Annotated in this window: 17 protein-coding genes and 1 pseudogene; 11 read left to right on the forward strand and 7 right to left on the reverse strand. The window is 67.2% G+C overall.

The features are described from left to right. Nucleotides 1-383: 383 nt before the first annotated feature. The 3 genes from ACESK5_RS10340 to ACESK5_RS10350 all read right to left on the reverse strand — a co-directional run bounded on the left by ACESK5_RS10340 (nt 384) and on the right by ACESK5_RS10350 (nt 2,177). Nucleotides 384-956 carry an archaellin/type IV pilin N-terminal domain-containing protein gene (locus ACESK5_RS10340; protein ID WP_372911486.1) on the reverse strand — a complete coding sequence of 191 codons (573 nt, stop codon included), beginning with the start codon at nt 954-956 and terminating at the stop codon, nt 384-386. Nucleotides 957-962: 6 nt separating this feature from the next. Next, nucleotides 963-1,535 (reverse strand): archaellin/type IV pilin N-terminal domain-containing protein, encoded by a 573-nt coding sequence (locus tag ACESK5_RS10345; RefSeq protein WP_372911487.1) that lies wholly within the window; start codon nt 1,533-1,535, stop codon nt 963-965. Nucleotides 1,536-1,835: 300 nt separating this feature from the next. Next, on the reverse strand, nt 1,836-2,177 hold the full coding sequence (locus ACESK5_RS10350) for an ArsR/SmtB family transcription factor (RefSeq protein WP_372911488.1): 342 nt from the start codon (nt 2,175-2,177) through the stop codon (nt 1,836-1,838). Nucleotides 2,178-2,332: 155 nt separating this feature from the next. Here ACESK5_RS10350 and ACESK5_RS10355 point away from each other — a divergent pair, with 155 nt between their 5' ends. The 7 genes from ACESK5_RS10355 to ACESK5_RS10385 all read left to right on the forward strand — a co-directional run bounded on the left by ACESK5_RS10355 (nt 2,333) and on the right by ACESK5_RS10385 (nt 7,798). Continuing rightward, nucleotides 2,333-2,896, forward strand: coding sequence for a hypothetical protein (locus tag ACESK5_RS10355; RefSeq protein WP_372911489.1), 564 nt, complete (start codon nt 2,333-2,335; stop codon nt 2,894-2,896). 79 nt (nt 2,897-2,975) lie between these two features. Continuing rightward, nucleotides 2,976-3,344: a chemotaxis protein CheY gene (cheY, locus tag ACESK5_RS10360; protein WP_372911490.1), complete on the forward strand. Its 369-nt coding sequence runs from the start codon at nt 2,976-2,978 to the stop codon at nt 3,342-3,344. Beyond that, the gene (locus tag ACESK5_RS10365) at nt 3,341-4,525 is read left to right on the forward strand and encodes a chemotaxis protein CheC (RefSeq protein WP_372911491.1); all 1,185 of its coding nucleotides are present in this window, start codon (nt 3,341-3,343) and stop codon (nt 4,523-4,525) included. The genes cheY and ACESK5_RS10365 overlap by 4 nt, the downstream gene beginning before the upstream one ends. Then, a complete protein-coding gene (locus ACESK5_RS10370) occupies nt 4,525-5,031 on the forward strand; it encodes a chemotaxis protein CheD (RefSeq protein WP_372911492.1) in 507 nt (168 codons plus the stop codon). The genes ACESK5_RS10365 and ACESK5_RS10370 overlap by 1 nt, the downstream gene beginning before the upstream one ends. A gap of 96 nt (nt 5,032-5,127) precedes the next feature. Beyond that, complete coding sequence (locus tag ACESK5_RS10375; protein ID WP_372911493.1) at nt 5,128-5,757, forward strand: FlaD/FlaE family flagellar protein; 630 nt, start codon at nt 5,128-5,130, stop codon at nt 5,755-5,757. Nucleotides 5,758-5,782: 25 nt separating this feature from the next. Beyond that, nucleotides 5,783-6,907, forward strand: coding sequence for a hypothetical protein (locus tag ACESK5_RS10380; RefSeq protein WP_372911494.1), 1,125 nt, complete (start codon nt 5,783-5,785; stop codon nt 6,905-6,907). Between the two features lie 30 nt (nt 6,908-6,937). Then, on the forward strand, nt 6,938-7,798 hold the full coding sequence (locus ACESK5_RS10385) for a hypothetical protein (protein ID WP_372911495.1): 861 nt from the start codon (nt 6,938-6,940) through the stop codon (nt 7,796-7,798). A gap of 5 nt (nt 7,799-7,803) precedes the next feature. On the opposite strand, the gene ACESK5_RS10390 is transcribed toward ACESK5_RS10385, so the two are convergent. After that, the gene (locus ACESK5_RS10390; protein WP_372911496.1) at nt 7,804-8,772 is read right to left on the reverse strand and encodes a carbohydrate kinase family protein; all 969 of its coding nucleotides are present in this window, start codon (nt 8,770-8,772) and stop codon (nt 7,804-7,806) included. Nucleotides 8,773-8,953: 181 nt separating this feature from the next. Here ACESK5_RS10390 and ACESK5_RS10395 point away from each other — a divergent pair, with 181 nt between their 5' ends. Beyond that, entirely contained in the window at nt 8,954-9,325 is a 372-nt protein-coding gene (locus ACESK5_RS10395) for a hypothetical protein (RefSeq protein ID WP_372911497.1), read from the forward strand. Nucleotides 9,326-9,350: 25 nt separating this feature from the next. Here ACESK5_RS10395 and ACESK5_RS10400 read toward each other — a convergent pair whose 3' ends face one another. Together ACESK5_RS10400 and ACESK5_RS10405 are read right to left on the reverse strand one after the other, a co-directional pair. Continuing rightward, entirely contained in the window at nt 9,351-11,450 is a 2,100-nt protein-coding gene (locus ACESK5_RS10400; RefSeq protein ID WP_372911498.1) for a histidine kinase N-terminal 7TM domain-containing protein, read from the reverse strand. Nucleotides 11,451-11,643: 193 nt separating this feature from the next. Further along, entirely contained in the window at nt 11,644-12,786 is a 1,143-nt protein-coding gene (locus ACESK5_RS10405; RefSeq protein ID WP_372911499.1) for an acyl-CoA dehydrogenase family protein, read from the reverse strand. A 327-nt stretch (nt 12,787-13,113) separates the two neighbouring features. Between ACESK5_RS10405 and ACESK5_RS10410 the strand changes: the two genes are divergently transcribed. Further along, entirely contained in the window at nt 13,114-13,911 is a 798-nt protein-coding gene (locus ACESK5_RS10410; RefSeq protein WP_372911500.1) for an RIO1 family regulatory kinase/ATPase, read from the forward strand. Nucleotides 13,912-13,917: 6 nt separating this feature from the next. On the opposite strand, the gene ACESK5_RS10415 is transcribed toward ACESK5_RS10410, so the two are convergent. Beyond that, nucleotides 13,918-14,700 carry a beta-ketoacyl-ACP reductase gene (locus ACESK5_RS10415; protein ID WP_372911501.1) on the reverse strand — a complete coding sequence of 261 codons (783 nt, stop codon included), beginning with the start codon at nt 14,698-14,700 and terminating at the stop codon, nt 13,918-13,920. Between the two features lie 259 nt (nt 14,701-14,959). Here ACESK5_RS10415 and ACESK5_RS10420 point away from each other — a divergent pair, with 259 nt between their 5' ends. After that, nucleotides 14,960-15,832, forward strand: coding sequence for a hypothetical protein (locus ACESK5_RS10420; protein ID WP_372911502.1), 873 nt, complete (start codon nt 14,960-14,962; stop codon nt 15,830-15,832). 173 nt (nt 15,833-16,005) lie between these two features. Next, nucleotides 16,006-16,132: pseudogene (locus ACESK5_RS10425) on the forward strand (Hsp20/alpha crystallin family protein); the annotation flags it as partial.

Raw genomic sequence — 16,132 nt, forward strand, 5'->3', positions numbered from 1 at the left:
GAACAGGCGGCCGGCTTCTCGATGGTCGGGGAGAGCGCGCCGTTCTTCGGCGGCGGCGAACAGCCGGAACGCTGAGCTGAGTCGGTCGGTTCCCACCGCTTTTCGAGTGAGGACGAGGTGCCCGACAGTCGCGGCTGTCGACGCTCGATGCCGGGCCGGTTCCGGTCGCCGGTGTCCGTCTCGGCGTGACTGCGGGGCGTTGGAGGCGGGCAACAGTCGACGCCGCCTCGTCGGGGGGACGCGACTCGGCGTGTGGGTCTTGAGACGAGCCACGGGAAGGAACGAGACCGTACCGTTGGGCCGAACCGACGAGCGTTCCGCTGGACGGTTCGGGTCTCAAAAAAAGTGGCTCGCGTGCCGATTCGGAGACGTCTCGGACGACCTTAGAGGAAGATCGTGTCGTCCTGGACGTCCGAAGGAATGTTGACCTCGACGCGGGTCGTCGCTCCCGAAGGCGTCGTGATGAGGAGCGTGCCCTTGTCGCCGCTATCGAGAGCAGCACCGTTGAACGTACCCTGGCTGACACCGATGTCGAGCTGGTACTTGGAGTCGTCGGTGATAACGACGGGCGACGTGGTCGTAGCGCCGGTTTCGTCGTACACCTGTACGTCACCGGAGCTGACGGGTGCCTGGTTCTGGCTGTCCTCACCGATCCACTGCACCGTAGTCGCGGTGAGGTTGACATTGTCCGAACCCGACGCTTTGCGCACGGTCACGGTGATGTTGTCGGCTGTTCCGCTCGACACCGTAGCGTACGCGTTCACGACGGTGAGCCGGTCGCTGACTTCACCCTGTGCTTCCTGTCCGGTCTGTTCGGCGCTCTCCTGCAGGAACCCGGCCGTGTTGACCAGGACTCCGGCCGCAATCGCCGCGACGAGCACCATCGCGATGAACACGATGAGAGTGCCGATCCCGACCTGACCGCGGTCTTTCTCGTTGAAGATGTTGAGGTCCATCGTCCTTCAGACCTCCACCACGCCGCCTTCCTCAGCGGTGTCGGGGATGCGACCCTCGACGTACGTCGAGGCACCGCTTGACGTCGTCAGCTGGATCTGGAACTCCTCACCGGGCAGCAGTGCGTCAGTCTCGATCTGAGAGACCTGAACCTCAATCTCGACACGGTCGGATTCGTTCCGGAGAATCGTCGGATCGTTGTTAGAGACGGCGGTCTTCGTCACACCAGCGGTCGAGTCTGAGAGGGTCCCCGAGGCAGTGCCGTCGGGCCCCAGGAACGTGTACGTCGTATCGTCAAGGCTGATGTCGTCAGAACCAGACGCCTTGCGGACGGTGATCGTGATGTTGTCGTACTCGGTGGTGGTGTCGTCCGTGATGTCTGCCGCATACACGCTCACGACATCGATGCGATCACTCACTTCGCCCTGTGCTTCCTGTCCGGTCTGTTCCGCGCTTTCCTGCAAGAACCCGGCCGTATTGACCAGGACCCCGGCGGCGATTGCGGCCACCAGTACCATCGCGATGAACACGATGAGGGTCCCGATACCGACCTGACCCCTGTTGTCTGTGTCTTCGAACATGTTGGGTAGTCTCGGCCGAATCCCCCGAAGGGGTCCGTGCCTTACTCGACCGGAACGGCGTCGGATACATAACCATACTCCCCCGATTATCACGAGGGAAAACCAGTCAGCGATGCGGACACTCTCCATGATGCACGCGTCCGCGTGCGGGTAATGGAAGTCTACGCGAGCGACACCGTGAGTGGTTCCAACACTGAGAAGCACGGAGGGACGTCGAGCGTCCGTCCCACCGAGCGGGACGGACCCGTCCGGGGGAGGCAGACGCTCGAGGCGACGGATGCAGCGATGAAGATGACTGGGTCAGCTGTCCTGTGCGATGCGGCGCCAGACGTCGTCGAGTTTGGTCTTGACCTCCGGGCGTTCCGTGACGTTGAGGACGAGTTCGTCGTCCTCGAACCGGACATTGATCTCGTCGACCTCGCGGCGGTAGACGTTCGTCCGTCGGTGCTCGTCGGAGAGAACCCGGTCGTGGAGCGTCAGCAGTCCAGCCTCGGAGAGTTCTTCGATGCGACGGTAGCACGTGGCGATGGGGATGTCCAGCATGTCGCTGAACTCCTGTGCCGAGTGGGGCTGGTACGCGGACCGGAGGATGTCCGGGTTGTAATCGTTCCCGAGTGCCGCGAGAGTCTGATCGGGATCCATGAGTGTTTTCATGCATGATACCGATATATGTCAATGTATTGGTTGTGGTGTTGACGTGTACCGGTCACGCGCCGGTTCACGGGGGAGCGAGAGAGTGCGTTCAGGGAGAACTAGACTCCCGATGGGCTTATTATCGTCTCAGGAGAAGGTGAACTATGGCACCGCGCGGGTCGCGCGACGAGGAGGGTGTAGTCGACCCGGAGGAACTCGACATCACGAAGAACGAACAGGTCGAACAGCTCCGGGAGGGCCAGTACGTCATCGCCACCGACAGTGCGGGCGAGGACTTCGCCGACCTCCGTGCGGACATCCGCGCCGAACTGGAAGCGGAGACCAGAACCGAGGAGGGCGACGTATCCGACCCCCGGTCTGCGCTGGTCGACTATCTGGAGTCGCTCTCGACGGCCAACGGCTTCGTCGTCGCGGGGCGGTTCGACGGCGACGTCCACGTCGGCGAGAGCGCGTCGGACGACCCCGGAGCCGTCTTCGGTGACCTCCTCACGTGGTACGCGAGGCACGTCGACGAGGAGACCCCGCCACGGGAGGTGCTCGGCATCCTCTGTCTCGCCGGCGACGTGCAGGTGCGGTATCCGATGCGGACGCTCGTCGACCTCCTCGCCGCGCACGACCTCTCGCCCGACGACTCCATCCGTGACCTGGTCGAGGCGGTCCGCGGTGACGGCCTCGTCCTCCCACCGGACGACGACGCGTCCGGGTAGCGACCGGTCGTGGGGTAGGAAATCACCACTGATATTCGGCGGGGAGGCTTTATGGGTCGTTTTCGGATATCCTGACTGTATGGCTAGCACAGTACTGGTCGTCGACGACTCTGCGTTCATGCGAAACCTGTTGAAGCAGCTTCTCGACGGCGAACACGAAGTCGTCGGCGAGGCGGAGAACGGTGTCGAAGCGGTCGAGATGTATCGCGAACTCGACCCGGACGTGGTGACGATGGACGTCGTCATGCCTATCAGAAACGGTATCGAAGCGACGACCGAAATCAAAGAGCTCGACCCCGGTTCGTCGGTCATCATGTGCACGAGCGTCGGGCAGGAGGAGAAGATGCGCGAGGCGGTCGAAGCGGGTGCGGACGGCTACATCACGAAGCCGTTCCAGAAGCCGAACGTCCTCCAAGCCATCGACGACGTCGCGAAGGCGAAAGTATGAACCTCGACGTCCACGCGCTCCGGACGTTCAGTCAACTGGCACACTCGGGCGCCGAGACGGCTGCGTGGTCGCTGTCGGAGTTGACGGGCATCGAGACGAACGTCAACGTCACCAAGGTCGAACTCGAGACGAGCACGGACGTCGAGTGCGAATTCCGCGACCACGACTTCGTCAGCATCCGAATCGGGTTCAGCGGCGGGCTGGAGGGGCGAACCATCCTCGCGTTCGACCGCGAGAGCGCGACGAACGTCGTCGAGGCCATCCTCCCGGGTTCGAACGCGGGGGACGAACTCGCGACGTCGGGTCTCAAGGAAGTCGGAAACATCATGCTCGGCGGGTTCATCGACGGGTGGGCCGACCACCTCGAGACGTCCATCGACATCACGACACCGACCTACCTCGACGTCGACAGCGACGGCCCGCTCGACGGCTTCAGCGTCGGGAGCGACGGATACGGCGGCGAGAGCGACCACATCATCGTGTTCCGGAACCAGCTCGAGACGGTCACGGACCCCGTGACCTTCTACCTGTACATGGTGCCGACGGCGGACTCGGTCGAGACCATCGTCGACACCGCGACCAACGCCGAGGAGGCGCTCCCCATCGAGTCGTTCACGGCTTTCAGCGACATGATCTCCGAGGGAGCCGAGCAGGCGTCGGCCGACATCTCGGCTATGACGGGAACCGAGACATCCGTCGAGGTCTCTCGGCTGAGCTTCGTCCCCATCGAGGGTGTCCCGATGCAACTCGACGATACGACTCGCACCGGCGTCGTCCTCGAGTTCGAGGGCACTCCCAGCGGGTACATCGCCATCCTCTTCGACGAACCGTCCTCGGAACGCATCGCCTCGGCGCTCCTCCCCGGAGCGGACGCCGGCGCGGCGATGCGACAGAGCGCCATCCAGGAGATCGGGAACATCATCACCTCGGGGTTCGTCGATGGCTGGGCCAACCGGCTAGAGACGACCATCGAAATCTCGCCGCCGCAGTTCGTCAAGGACCTCGGACCGGCGATCATCGACCCGCTGGCGACGGAACTCGCCCAGCAACAGGACTACGCGTTCCTCATCGACTCGACCATCAGGACCGCCGACCAGGAGTTCACCTGTGACATCTACGCGCTGCCGAACGAGACGGAGTTGCACGACGCACTGGACCAGCTAACGGCACGACCCGTCTGATGGAAATCTACACGAGGGAGCCGCCGACCCGCCGAACGACCGACCGCATCAAGGTCGGTATCGCCGACTTCGCGGTCGGGGACGACGAGAGCACGCTCTCGACGAGCGGACTCGGCTCGTGTGTCGGAATCGCGCTGTACGACCCCGGGGCCGGCGTCGTCGGACTCGCTCACGCGATGCTCCCGGCGGGCGAGGGGAAGACCGACGTCGCGAAGTACGTCGACACCGCGGTCGACGCGCTCGTCGACGCGATGGAGGCGGAGGGGGCGTCGCGCCGCCGACTGGTCGCGAAACTCGCCGGGGGGAGCACCATGTTCGAGTTCAAATCCGCCGAGGAGAGCGTCGGTGACCGCAACGTCGAGGCGGCACGGGAGACGCTCGCGGCACTCCACATCCCCATCGAGGCGGAGGACGTCGGTGGCGACCACGGCCGTTCGCTCCGACTCGACGGGGAGACGGGTACACTCCACGTCCGGTCCGCGTCGGCCGGCCGACAGACGCTGTAGTCGGACCTCCGGTATCAGTTCAGATAATGCGGGACGTAGCTTTATGTCCGACAGACTACTCACTCACACCAACAGTCAGGCTCTCGTGAATACAACATGAACGTCAACCCCGAAGACTACGACCCCGAAGAGTTGCGCCGGATGGCAGCGGACCGACGGGACCGTGACCACCCCGAGCGTCACACCGACGGGCACTCCGGGGCGGAGGCCGGCGGCCCTGGCGAGGAGACACAGCCCCGGTGGGACGGACCCGACGACGACCCGCCGGCAGGGTTCGAGCGGCGGAACGGAAGACGCGACCAGTACGACGGGCGGGCCGGCCGCAGTCGCGCGCGCTCGCCGGATCGAGGGAACCCAGGACCGACCCGAGGCGTCGCGGCCGACGCACTCCGCTCGAACCAGCTCGAACAGCTCTTCTTACACCAGTCGGCGATGGTCGCCGAGGAGATGACGAAGCCGTACCTCGACTCGTTACCACAGAAGTACGCCGCCGAGCGGGTCATCTTCGACTGGCTCGAGTTCCTCGTCCTGAAAGGCGGGTTCAAGCGGACGATGGACGCGCTCCGGTACTACCGCACCATCCAGTGGATCACGCCCGACGTCGAGGACGCGCTCCAGGACTACCTGGTCGGGTTCACCGAGGACGGGCAGGGCAGTCACGACTTAGACGTCGACGACCACCAGCTCAGTCTGCTGTACGTCGCCCGCCTCGCCTCGATGAGTTAAGTGGGTAGGCGCCGAGCGGCCAATCATGGCAGACGAGGACGAGCCACAATCGGACGACGAGAGCGAGACGACAGCCGACGATTCTGCGGACGCCGACGAGGGGACGACCGTCTCGACGCGGACCGGCGGACCAGTGCCCGTCGGCGTGAAGCTCGGGAGCACGCGGACGGTCATCTACGTCCCCGACGGGGACGGCTCGCTCCGAACCATCCGAACGCTCACCTGTCTCGCGACCTACGAGGACGCCCTCACCGGCGAGGAGCGCGTCATCTACGGAGAACAGGCGGCACGGGAGTACCCCGACCGCGTGCGCTACATGCTCCGGTCCGGCCTCCCCGAGGACGACGAGAACGCCGACCTCGCGAAACAGTTCTTCTCCGAACTCGTCCGCTCACAGGACATCCCGTCGGACAGCGCCGTCGTCTACGCGATTCCGACCATCGAGAACGAGGAGGGGCTCGCGAACCTCTCGGCAGTCATCGAGGAGAGCGGGGTCGGCGGCGCGCTCGTCCGGTCGTTCCCCGAGTCGCTCTGTGGCTCCATCCCGGCGCTCGGCGACGACCTCGAGGCCATCGACGAGATATTCATCGCCGTCAACATGGGGTCGACGAACCTCGAGGCGTGCGCGTACCGGCACGGGGAGCAACTCGCCCCGTTCTCGACCGGCTCCGTGACTGGCAACGAGGTCGACCGGCGCATCGCGAACGCCGTCGAGGAGGAGACGCAGGGACGGGTCAACATCGACCGGACCACCGCCCGGGAGTACAAGGAAGAACACGGTGACTTCGTCGACTTCGAGCCGTTCACCGATATCATCCAGCAGCCCGGCGGTGGGAGTCACGAGTTCACCATCGAGCGGTCCGTCATGGACCCCCTCGACGACTACGTCGACGAGGTGGTCGACGAAATCGCGAACAACTTCCTCTCCGAACTGGCGAACAGCCACATCAAACCCTACCAGATCGCCCTCTCGCGTCCCATCGCCGTGACGGGCGGGATGGCCTGCATTCCGGGCATCGTCGAGGAGTTCGAGACCAGGCTCGGGGAGGAACTGAACCGGGAGGTCGAGGCGACCGCACCCGAGCGGCCGGACCTCGCGGCCGCACAGGGCGCACAGCGAATCGCCGGTCGGCTCACGGAGCGGCTCTGAACGAGACCGAGACCGAGAAAGAGAACGAGAATGGCTTCCGACGGCACCGAAGGGGACGAGTTCGACCGGGCCGGTGACGTTGGAGACGGCGACTCCGCCGACTCCGCCGACGTCGCGACGGAAGCCACGTCGTTCGTCTGGGAGGCCGAACTGGACGGGGAGGCGAGTGGTCGGTCGGTGGGGGAGACACACGAGGTGAAGGGGCCAGACGATACCGACGACGAGACAGGCGGGAGCGGCAACCCCGCCCGGCGGTCCGAGGCACCGCCGACGGGAGACGCGCGAGACGACGGACCGACGCCACCCCGGACGCTCGACCCCGGGCAGTACCTCTTCACCGGTGAGACGGTGGAGACGCGCGTCGACGTGGGTCGTGGCTGGGTCGTCGCGACGAGCCACCGCCTCCTCACGTTCGACCCGGACGCGTCGGGCAGACGGTTCGTGACGGTCGACCGGCCGAACGTCGTCGACGTGCGGGTGACGGGCGGTGGAGGTCGACGGGTGCGCTCCTCCGCGCTCCGCGCCGGCCTCTACGCCGTCGTCCTCCTCGTCGGCGGCCTGGCCGCCCGCTCGCTGGGGCTGGAGTCGCTGTTCGTGACGAACGTGGACGTGGGGACCACGCCCGGCGTCGGTGGGCTGGTCTCGCTGCTCTCGCTCGCGGGCGCGCTCGTCGCCTTACTGGTCGACCTCCTGTTCGTCGGCGGCGCCGTCCTCGGACTGGCCGCGCTCGGCCTCGGCGTCTGGTACGCCCGGGGCCGACAGCCCACGCTGGTCGTCGAGCGTGCCGGCGAGGACGCCCTGACGGTCCCTCTCCCGTCGCACGCGGTCGGCAAGCGTCTCGTCGACGGCCTCGAACGGGCGCTCGCCGAGGAACTCGCGGTCGGGACGTAGCCGGCTCAGGACTGCTCGGCGCGGAACGCGGCAACCTCGTCACGGGTCGGCAGCGCCGTCATCGCCCCGGGAGCAGTCGTCGTCACCGCGGCGACGGCGTTGGCGAATCCGAGTGCCTCGCCGAGGGGAGCGCCGTCGACGAGGGCAGCAATCGCACCCGCGGTGAAGGCGTCGCCCGCACCGGTCGTGTCGACCGGCTCGACCGTGTAGCCGTCGTGGAACGTCGACTCTCGGCCCTCGGTCCACGGTGCCTCGGCAGTCGCCGCCGCGAACGACCCCTCGCCGCCGAGCGTCAGGAACACCGTGTGGGGGCCACGGTCCAGCAGGGCCGTCGCCGTCTCCTCGGGGTCGTCGTACGCGATTCCGGCCTCGGCGAGGTCGTCGGGCGACGCCTTCAGCACGTCTACCTGTTCGATGACGTCCTCGACGGTTTCGACGAACGAGAACTCGTCGCTCGCCCACAGTTCCGGGCGGGCGTTGGGGTCGAACGAGACCGTCGCCCCGTGTGCGCCTGCGCGCTCGACGAGGTCGAGCGTCGCCGTTCGACCGGGTTCGTCGGCGAGAGTGACGCCACCGACGTGGACCCACTCGACGTCGGCGAGCACCTCGTCGTCGACCGTACCGGGCTGGAGCCGGGTGTCGGCGCTCTCGTGGCGGTGGAAGGAGAACTCGCGGTCGGCCTCCTCACCCAGGCTGACGAAGGCGAGCCCGGTCTTCGCCGTCGGGTCCACCTCGACGTACGTGTCGTCGAGGCCCGCGTCGGCGAGCGTCTCGCGGAGGTAGTCGCCGAAGGCGTCGTCGCCGACGCGCGTCCAGAACAGGGGGACCGAATCGAGGTGTGCGAGGCCGACAGCGACGTTCGCCGGAGCGCCGCCGGCGCGGCGGGAGAACGATTCGACGGCCGCGAGCGGACCGGTCTGCTCGGGGATGAAGTCGACGAGCGTCTCGCCAGCGACGAGGACGGGTCGTGTCATGCCACCGCGTTCAGCGGGTGCGCAGTTGAAACCCGCCGGTTCTCGGCCGTCTCCCCGACGACAGCAGGAAGCGAGGACGCCTGTCGTCTCGGCCGCCCGTCACCGCCGGGCGTCCAGCACCCCTGAGACCGGTCACTGGCGGGCCGTGGCCGTTATACGCGCCCGTCCCCCTCTCCCCGCTATGACGCGCGACCCGCTCGCGGCGTTCGACGACCGGGTGTTCGTCGCCGTCGCCGAGGAGCACGGCGTCTCGACGGCGACGCTCCGTGACCTCGTGCGGCGACAGCAGGAACTCGTCCGGCGGCTTCCCGGCGTCGACGACATCGTCTACGAGTGGCGCAGGGGGTTCCCGAACGACCCGGTGGTGGAACGGCGACCGGACGCGTACTACCTCTCGGTCGCGGAGACGGTCTGGCCGGAGTTCGCGGCTGCGCTCTCGCTCGACGACCGGGAGACGGCACTGTTGCGGGCGGTCCACCGTCAGCAACTGACGGCAGCCGTCGGTGGCCTGCCAACGGGAGACCGCGGGGCGATGGTCCTCACCCGGGAGTGACGGGACACGGGCCCGACGGCCCGCCTCAGTCCGTCGAGGCCGTCTGCATCTCGGGGTCCTCCGTGGGCATCGACGCCGTCTCGTGGAGGCGGATTCGGACGACCGTCCCGCGGGGTTCGTTCTCCTCGAAGCAGAGCCGGCCGTTGGACTGTGTGACGATCCACTCCGTGAGCCAGAGACCGAGGCCGCTCCCGTGGCTCAACGGCGTCTCGATGCCGTCGTCGAAGACACGCCGTTCCGCCTCGGGGATGCCCGGCCCGTTGTCCACGACGGACACTTCGACGTAGTCGACGCCGTCGACCGTCACGTGGTCGACCGTGACGGTAATCTGGGGGACCACGCGGTCGTTGTGCTCGATGGCGTTGTCGATGAGGTTCTCGATGGCCGAGGGGACGAGGTCGTCCGCGAGCACCCACTGCTCGTCCGGGAGGTCTCGCGTGACGATGGCGCCCGGGAACTCCTCCTGGATGGCGTCGAGACGGTCGTGGATGGCTTCGGTGATTTCGAGGGGCCTCTCCACCCCGTCGGTGTCGTGGAGCGTGTAGTCGATGGTGCGCATCTGCCTCCCCAGGTCGACGAGCGTCTTCGCCTTCTTCCGGATGATGCGGGCGTGCTCTTTCGCCTCGGCGGTGACCTTGCGGTCGAGGAGCAGGTCCGCGTGTCCCTGGATGACGTTGACCTCGTTCCGGAGGTCGTGACGGAGGACGCGGTTGAGTACCCGGAGTCGCTGCTCGTAGCGCCGTCGGGCGGTCACGTCGCGGGCGTTCACGACGACGCCCTGGACGGTCGGATCGTCGACGAGGTTCACCGCGACGGCCTCGAACGTCCGCCACGACCCGTCGGCGTGGCGGACGCGGTACTCCGCGCGCTCCTGTGCGCCCCGTTCCTCGCCGAGGAGTCGCTCGAACGTCTCGCGGACCTCGGGGCGGTCCTCGGGGTGGACGAGTTCGAAGACGTCGCGTCCGACGGCCTCGTCGGGGTCGTGGCCGAGCGTCCGCTCGAACGAGGGTGCACAGTAGGTGCGCGTCCCGTCGGCCGAGACGACCGTGATGAGGTCGCGGGAGTTCTCGATGAGCGCGCGGAACTCCTCCTCGGTGCGGCGCTGCTCGGTCACGTCCCGGAGCACGACGAGGTGACCCCGCTCGTGGGCCCCCTGGCCGTCGAACCGACTCGCCGTCGCCTCGAAGAACCGGTCGCCGTCGGAGCCGTCGACCACGAACTCCTCGCGGGCCATGGTGTCGTCGACGATGCGTTCGAGCGCCGGGCCGTGGTCGGGGACGTCGGCGAGTGCCCGCCCGACGAGGGCGTCGTCCTCGACGCCGAATATCTGTCTGGCCCGCGGGTTCGCCTCGACGATACGGCCGCAGTCGTCGACGACCACCACCCCGTCGCGGAGTTCCCCGACCACCACGTCGCGGGCGATGGGCGTCAGGTCGAACAGCTGGTAGCGGTAGAACCCGACGAGGACCGCGACAGAGGAGAGGCCGAACGAGACGGGCGTGACGTCGACGCCCGAGCGGAGGACCGCCGCACCCAGAAGCGACGCGGCGACGGGGACTGCGGACGCGGCGAGGACGACAGCGACCTGTCGCCGGTAGAGACGGCGCGAGCGTCTGAACTGGGCGACCAGACAGGCGAACCCGGCGGCGACGACGACGCCCGTGTACACCCCGTGGAAGACGAGGAGCGGTTCGCCCGTCGTCGAGAGCGTCGGAAGCGCCCCGACGGTCACGACGCCGGAACTGCCGAGGAGGCCGTGCTGGTTCGACGTCATCACGAGCCCGATGACGACGCCCGGTTCGACGGCCAGCAGTGCGGCCGTCCACGGGGTGAGGAAGTCCTCGTAGCGGGTGTACGAGAGGACGAACGCGAACCAGAGCGTCGCGAGGGACGCGGCGCCGAACCAGAGTATCTGCGACCAGAAGACGCGCCCGGTCGTCGTGGTAGCCAGGAGGTAGAAGCCGTATCCGGTGGCCCACACGGACGCGGAGAGCGCCGCGGCGGCGAACGTGAGTGGGACCTGCTGTGTGTACGAGCGGACGCGGCCGAGGACGACGATGGCCGTCACGGCCGAGACGACACCGGTCCCGAAGAGTGCCCCAGCGTACGCTACCTCCACCATCATCGTCTGCTCGCACTCGTGCTACGGCCGCTTCGTCTCAACAGTCGCGTTCACCTTACTGTCACGCCGATTCGGCGACGTGAAGTTAAAGTGTGAGTTCCGAGTATCTGATCTGATAGCTCAGGCCGTCGTCGTACCCCCTTCTGGCCACGGACCAGTCAGTCGACGGGAGCGGTCCCTGGTGTGGGCCTCGAACTCAGAGGCCCAGTTCTCGGCCGAGGACGAGGTGTTGAATCTCGGAGGTCCCCTCGCCGATCTCCATCAGTTTCGCGTCGCGGTAGAAGCGCTGTGGGGCGAAGTCGGTGGTGTAGCCGTAGCCGCCGAGGACCTGGACGGCGTCCTCGGCCACCTCGCGGGCGGCCTCGCTGGCGTCGAGTTTCGCCAGCGACGACTCGGTGGTGACGCGTTCCCCAGCGTCGTAGCGGGCCGCGGCCTTGTGCGTCAGGAGGCGTGCCCGTTCGGTCTTCCGATACATGTCGACCAGCATGTCGCGGACGGCGTCGAACTTCGAGATGGGCTGGCCGAACTGTTCACGCTCGACGGCGTACTCGCGTGCCGCGTCGTACGCCCCCTGTGCGAGCCCGACGGAGAGCGCGGCGATGGAGATGCGGCCCCCGTCGAGCGTCTTCATCGTCTGTTTCCACCCCTCCCCCTCGTCGCCGAGGAGTCGGTCCGGCGGGAGTCGGCAGTCGTCGAACTGTATCTCACAGGTGGGCGAGCAGTTCAGCCCCATCTTGTCCCAGACGGTCGTCACCTCGAAGCCGTCGTCGTCGTCGGGCGAGACGATGAACGTCGAGATACCGTCGTACCCCGCTCCCGGGTCGGTGACGGCCTTCACCAGCACCGAGTTGGCGACGTTCGCGTTCGTGATGAACTGCTTCGTCCCGTTCAGCACCCACTCGTCACCGTCCCTCTCGGCCGTGGTCTGCATGTCGCTCGCGTCCGACCCGCTCCCGGGTTCGGTGAGCGCCCACGCGCCCATCTCCCGCCCCTCGGCGAGGGGTCGGAGCCACCGTTCCTTCTGCTCTTCGGTGCCGAACAGGTCGATGGGCTTCGACCCGAGCGAGACGTGCGCCGCGTACGAGAGCCCGATACCGCCCGAGACGCGGCCCAGTTCCTCCGTGACGAGGGCGTACATCAACTGGTCGCCGCCGAGTCCGCCGTACGCCTCCGAGACGGGGACGCCCATCACGTCCAGCCTCCCCAGTTCCTCGAACACCTCGCTCGGGAAGCGGTGTTCCTCCTCTAGCTCCTGGGCGATGGGAGCGATCTCCGCCTCGCAGAACTCTCGGACCTGGTCGCGGACCATCCGATGTTCCGCGCCGACCTCGAAATCCATAGGCAACTCTTGCCAGAGCGTGGGGATAAAGTCAGCGCCGCGACGTGCCGGCGATTCGTCCGTGTCGGGCCGGTTCGAGAGGACCGAACCGACGTCGAGTCGGCGTCCAGCGGGGTTTCACTCCAGCGGGGGACGACGGGCGACCGGCGGGAAACGGGTCTCGCGCGTGTGACGTCGTGGTGGTCACGACATCGACCACCGACCAGTCATGACGTCGACCCCGACGGCAGCGCGCCGCGTGACCGGCCCGACGACCCTCTCACGGGTGGCTTATCCTCCGCGGGGTCGACCGCGAACTTATCACCCTCCACCCCGAACGAGGAGAGCGTGGAACTGCGTCGCCTCGTCCGTGGGCGGCTCGAGTGGGCACAACTCGAACGAGTCGTCCGAACCCTCCAGGACCGCTACGACCGCCAGCAGGCGCACATCCGCTTTCTCGACGCCGACAACTGGCTCTCGACGCCGATGGTCCTCGACGAGGAACTGTTCGTCAAGGTCATCTCGCGGCAGAACTCGCTCGTCCACGCCGTCATCACCACCGGTCGGAACCTCGGCGCGTTCTCCTCGGGGACGGAGGGGTTCTTCGAGCACTTCGGCACGCCATACGACATGGCGAAGCACGAACTCGAGGCGACGCGACGCATCCGGGAACTCGGGCTGAACGCCCCCGAACCGGTCGAGGCACTCGAAGTCGACGACCTCGGCGTCGTCGTCCTCGAGTACCTCCCCGAGTTCCGCCCGCTCGACCAGCTCGACCGCGAGGCCGAGGCGGCGCTCGCGCCGGACCTGTTCGCGGCGCTGCACACGATGCACGAGAACAACCTCGCGCACGGTGACCTCCGCGCGGAGAACGTGCTCATCCTCGACGACGAACTCTACTTCATCGACGCGACCCGGGTCCGCGAGGACGCCGCCGCCGACGCGAAGTCGTACGACCTCGCCTGCGCGCTCGCCGCGCTCGAACCGCTCATCGGCGCGCGAGCCGTCGTCGAAGCCGCGCTCACCGCCTACGAGGTGTCGGACCTCGTCGCTGCGCTCGAGTTCCTCGACTTCGTCAACATCCGCCCCGACCACGATTTCGACGCCGCCCGGCTGAAGGGCGAAATCGAGAAACGCGCGTCGTGACCGGACTCACCACTCGAGGCCGCCGTTGATGCCCAGTACCTGCCCGGTCATGTAGCTCGACTCGTCGCTGGCGAGGTAGCGGACCATCCCGACGACGTCCTTCGGGTCGGCGAACCGGTCGAGGGGGATGCGGGCGCGAATCTTCTCGCGGACCCGGTCGGGGACCTTCTCCAGCATGTCCGTCTCGGTGAACCCGGGGGCGACGCAGTTGGCCGTCGAGTCGTGCCGGGCGAGTTCGAGTGCGATGGTCCGGGTGAACGCGATGAGTCCCCCCTTCGAGGTGGCGTAGTTCGCCTGGCCGTAGTTGCCCTGCTGGCCCACCACGCTCGAGATGTTGACGAGTCGGCCGGCCTCGGCGGCCTTGATGTCCTCGAAGAACGCCTTCGTGCAGTTGAACGTCCCGCCCAGGTTCGTGTCGATGACCCGGTTCCAGTCGTCGTACGTCATGTCCTCGAACTTCCGGTCGGCGGTGATGCCCGCGTTGTTGACGAGGACGTCGATGGGGCCGAGCGTGTCGTGGACTTCGCGCGCCATCCGTTCGACCTGTTCGGGGTCGGAGACGTCCGCCCCGACGGTGATGGCCGTCTCGCCGTTCGCCTCGACGACCTCCTTGACCTCCCTCGCCGCGTGGTCCGAGTGGTGGTAGTTCACTACGACGTCCGCCCCACACCGCGCGAACTCGAGGGCGATTTCCCGACCGATGCCGCGCGACGACCCGGTGACGAGGCAGGTCCGCCCGGCGAGCGGACGTGGGTCCAGTGGCTCTAGACGCTGTGTTGTCTCAGACATCCCGTAGAGTCTAGTCGTGTGGCATGTTAACTGTTAGTACGGGTCGACCAGAAGGCGTTTGTGGCTCGCTGCGCTGCTCGGATTCGATGCCCTCCACCAGTCGTGCGACGGGCCTGCCCCGTCGCTCGTCAGCGTCACGACCGGTCCCGACCCGTCACCCGGTGTCGACACCTCACCCACACCGCCCCCGTCCCCCAGCAGGTTCGCGGGAACGGGCGACGCGCCGACGGCGCGGCGAACCCGGAGTACCCCGCGACTGATGCCGGCGTTCACGACGCGACTCGCCGACGGCTGGCAGCGCGCGCTCGGGGTGCTTCCGCTCGCGCTCGTCCCACTGGCGTTCGCCCTCACCGACGTGGGGAAGATACGGTCGGTCGTCGCGTTCGACGGCGTCCACGTCGGGTTCCGACTGGGGCTTCCCGTGTCGGTGGTCACGCCCTGGCAGTTCGTGAGCGTCCCCCAGACGGGGGTGAACGTCGACGCCGGCGTGCCGCTCGACGCGCTCCCCCTCGCCGTCGTCACCGTCCCGCTCTTCGTCGTCGTGCAGGCGGCGCTCACCGCGGGCTACTTCGGTGCCATCGCGGACCACCTGGCGTTCGGCGAGTACCGGTTCGTCGACAACGCGGTCACGTACTTCGGTCCGTTTCTCGTGTTGACCGCCCTCCCCGTCCTCCTGTTACTCCCGTTCGCGCTCGGACTGTTCGGCCTCGGCGTCGCGGGTGGGGGCGTGGGGGCGCTGCTCCCGTTCGTCGTGCTGAGCGTCCCGGTGGTCGTCGCCGTCGCCTACCTGTTCTTCGTCACCCCGTACCTCGTCGTCCTCCGCGAGACGGGCCTCGTCGACGCCGCCCGCGGGTCGTACGCACTGGCCGTCTCCGGCGGCCCGTATCTCGCGTACGCGGCCGGCGTCGCCGGCTTCGTCCTCCTCGTCTCGCCGCTGGCGACGGTGCTCGTCGTCTCCGTTCCGCTCGTCGGCCTGCCGGTCGTCTTCCTCGGTGGGAGCGTCCTCGGCCTCGCGCTGAACGTCACGACGATGCGGTTCGTGAGCGACGTCGACGGGACGGTCCCGCCGCTCGGAGACTGGCCGGACGACCACTCTGCCGCCGACGCCGACGTCGAGGACGACGAGCGGTGAGTGCCGCGTGGGCAGTACGGGTCACAGAACGAGGCGAGACACGGACGGGCGAGCCAGGTCACGGGCAGGGGAAGTCGACCGTCGGACGATGTTACAGTGTCACATATTCACAAGAACCGACATATTTATTGCGAACCGCGAACAATCCTCTAGTGGAATCGAGGTGACCAGCGATGGCACTGCCCATGAGTCCAGCCAACTCGTGGATGCAGGGTCTCGACTTCCCGAGCCGACTGTTCGAGACAGGCGGTAACGACTTCGAACTGTACGAGGCGGACGACGAGTTCGTGTTGACCGTCG

This window comes from Salinigranum sp., from assembly GCF_041641895.1.
Lineage (GTDB): Archaea > Halobacteriota > Halobacteria > Halobacteriales > Haloferacaceae > Salinigranum.